The 3,053-nt window shown below is 24.5% G+C and carries 3 protein-coding genes; all 3 read right to left on the bottom strand.

The window, feature by feature from the left end; genetic code table 11:
- Nucleotides 1-195: 195 nt before the first annotated feature.
- Nucleotides 196-777, bottom strand: a complete 582-nt coding sequence (locus tag ACFSX9_RS09815; RefSeq protein ID WP_379807165.1) for a hypothetical protein — start codon at nt 775-777, stop codon at nt 196-198.
- A gap of 153 nt (nt 778-930) precedes the next feature.
- Complete coding sequence (locus tag ACFSX9_RS09810; RefSeq protein WP_379807163.1) at nt 931-1,395, bottom strand: hypothetical protein; 465 nt, start codon at nt 1,393-1,395, stop codon at nt 931-933.
- Nucleotides 1,396-1,553: 158 nt separating this feature from the next.
- Complete coding sequence (locus ACFSX9_RS09805; RefSeq protein WP_379807161.1) at nt 1,554-2,918, bottom strand: tetratricopeptide repeat protein; 1,365 nt, start codon at nt 2,916-2,918, stop codon at nt 1,554-1,556.
- Between the last annotated feature and the right edge of the window lie 135 nt (nt 2,919-3,053).

The raw sequence follows: 3,053 nt of genomic DNA, 5'->3' as shown, positions 1-3,053 counted from the left end.
AAAATGAAACTAAAATTATTAGTAATATTATCTTAATTAAGTATCTCATTCAAAATGTTGTACAACGTTTTGTGGCTTGTGAATGTTGTTTTCTTATGAAAACTACTTTTAATTTGTTTATCGTAAAAGTAATTGATTACGGTGATTCCACCAAATAAAACAATATTTACAAACCACTGTTAGCAGTAGTATTTTTTAATACATCCTTGTAAATTTAGTTACTTCGTCCAATTTCCAATTTCCGTTTTCTTTTTTAATGTAGACTAAAAAATGTTTTGCGTTATAAATATTTTCTCCTGAATAAATACAATTAAAGGCTCCAAATTTTCTATTCTCGTCGAAGCAAATTTTGGAAAATAGTAAAACGCCAGAAAGTGCATTTTTAGAATTCCAAAAACTCTTTTTTATTGAATCATGACTAACAGATAATTTTGGTAAATATTTAAAATTTGCTTCCTTTTCTAATTCAAGTAAATCAATTTTCGGTATTACTTTTTCGGCAATTGTGTCAAAGTAAAGATTTTTGATTGTTTTATATCTTGCTTGAAATTGAACAAAACCTGGTTTGTCAGTTGTTAAACTATCATAGATTACAATAGTTTTCTGTTTTAAATTTTTTGAAATAATTTTATTTTCAGTAAGTTTTAGAAAAACTGAATCTACAACAGAGTTGAAAACTGAATTAAGAGCTTTTTGTTCAGTTTCAAAAACACTTTCATTCTTTTGGCAACTAAAGAATGTTATGCAAAGTAAAAGTGTTAAAGTTCCGATTTTCATAATATTACTGCTAACGTTTAGTGGCTTTATAAAGTGGCTTTGATTAGTTACAGACCAAAACAAATATAGACAAATTTTCGATTCATAGAGGTTTTTCCGAAGGAAAAACCAAGCCTAAGCCATTTTATAAAACCATTGTTAGCAAACGTTTTATTAGTTTATAGTTTTAATATTATCTTTATATTCATTTAGACATTTTTCGTCTAATTCAATATTTTCATTGTAAGTTGTAATTCCTCTTGTTTTAGATTTTTGAACATATATTAAATCTAAAGTTTCTAAATCAACTAAAATTTTATAGCCTTTACTTCCTTTTTTATTTTCAATATTAAAAATTAAATAATATGGCATAGTTTCTTTAGAATGATACCAAGATGCTGATAAATCTAATTTCGAATTTTTTTGTTCATCAAAATAAAATTTCACACAATTTGGAAAGACAATTTCTTTATTATTTAATCTTAATTTCTTTTTATTTATGTCAAAATTTGCTGGACTAAAACTTTTCGGCAAACCTACGATGTTTCCATTTTTTTCAAGTTGCAAAGACGTATCTTTATGTAATACATCAGAATTACTCAAAAATAGAAATGATATTAATATTAAAAATGCTTTCATTTGTAGCGGTTTTTTGGCAATGTTTGCTAACGTCTTGGCGCTTGGCGTGGTTGGGGACTTTTGAAACCGAGTATTTTCGGCTTAACGCAAAGGTAATAAAAAAACGCTAATTCCACTAAATCCCCAATCACGCCAAACGGCTGTTAGCGGATGTATTTTTATTTCGTTAATTCTATTCTTAACCCATAATCATTTTGCAATAATTTTATAATTTTTGTCGGGATTATTAATTGGGAATTAATAATCCCTGTATTTTTATCAAAATTAACTATGAAATCTGTTTTTTTATTTTCTAAATTTTCTGAAAAAGTAAAGTTTAGATTATTATCTAATGATTTGATTTCTGTAGATTTAAAATAGTTTTTAAGTCCTTCGTAATTTTCAGATAACAAATAATAACTTAATTTAAGAAAATTCACGTTAATTACATTTGAACTTTCTAAATCAGATGTTTTAAGACTTAAATCTAAATATTTTATTACATGCTCAAATTGTTTATTTTTTAATAAAATATTTGCTTTTAGATAATAGGGATTAAAATTAGTTGGATTCAAGGCTATTTTTTTGTCCAAATAGAGTTCGCCTTGTTTTACTTTATTTAAAAAGAACAAAGAAGTATATAGCCCATCTAAAATTGAATTCTCAAAATCTGGATTACACTTAATTAAATTAAAACTATTTTGGACAACTTTATCATATATTCTATTATCAAACTCATATTGTAAAATTTGTGAGTAGTATTCAGCATTGCATTTATCTATTTCTATAATTCTATTTAAATCTTCATATACTTTATGTGATTTTTTCAATTGAGAGAATAAAAATGCTCTAATTTTTATATTCTCAACGGTGTAATATGATTTAACTATTTTATTTTGTACTTCGATTGCTTTTTCATAATCTTTATTTGAATTATAATGTGATACTAAACATTTTAATAAATTCAAATTGTCAGGATTATTTTGCAACGCTTTTTTTATTTCATTAATTGCATCTTCATAACCTTTATGAATAAAAATAATTTGTGAAAAATCAGTAATAGCATCGATGTCATTTGGATTTAAATTTATATATTGTTTGTAATAATTGATACCTTCTTCATATTTCTTGGTATTACACAATCTGATAGCTAAATAAAGTATCATTTCATTATTTTGGTATTGTTCATGAATTATATATTCTTTCAAGAGTCTTGTTGCTTCTTCTTTTTTGCCTAAACAATCATCGATATCGCAAAAATAAGCCATAATATCATCTTGTATTTTATCATCTACATTTTCTATTATAAGGTTTAGACTCTTCATCGCATCGTCACACTTATTACTAAAATATTGAATTTTTATTTTTTGTAGTAAATATGGGCGATTTAAACTATCAGATTTTAATGCTATATTAATTGATGTTAATGCTTTTTGATATTCTTTTGAATCTGTTAATTTTTTTGATTCATCAAAATATTTTTCATTATTATTTTGTCCAAATAATGTGAAAGAAAATAAAAGTATTAGAATTATTTGTTTCATTATTTAATTCTCCATTTTTTGTTAATATATCCGCTAACGTCAGTCTGTGAAAAAACTAGCGTTTTATTCTTTCAAAAATAGTCAAATTATTTTAATAAAAGGATTAAAAGTGGTATATTTAATGATGCAACACAT

This window comes from Flavobacterium ardleyense, from assembly GCF_042686085.1.
In the GTDB taxonomy this organism is placed as follows: domain Bacteria; phylum Bacteroidota; class Bacteroidia; order Flavobacteriales; family Flavobacteriaceae; genus Flavobacterium; species Flavobacterium ardleyense.
The sequence above is the reverse complement of the archived record's forward strand: the minus strand, read 5'-3'. Positions and strand labels throughout refer to the sequence as shown.

What these genes read in the sequence shown, in the direction of transcription:
- ACFSX9_RS09815 (WP_379807165.1), bottom strand. Translation starts at nt 777, where the DNA reads ATGAAAATCGGAACTTTAACACTTTTACTTTGCATAACATTCTTTAGT.
- ACFSX9_RS09810 (WP_379807163.1), bottom strand. Translation starts at nt 1,395, where the DNA reads ATGAAAGCATTTTTAATATTAATATCATTTCTATTTTTGAGTAATTCT.
- ACFSX9_RS09805 (WP_379807161.1), bottom strand. Translation starts at nt 2,918, where the DNA reads ATGAAACAAATAATTCTAATACTTTTATTTTCTTTCACATTATTTGGA.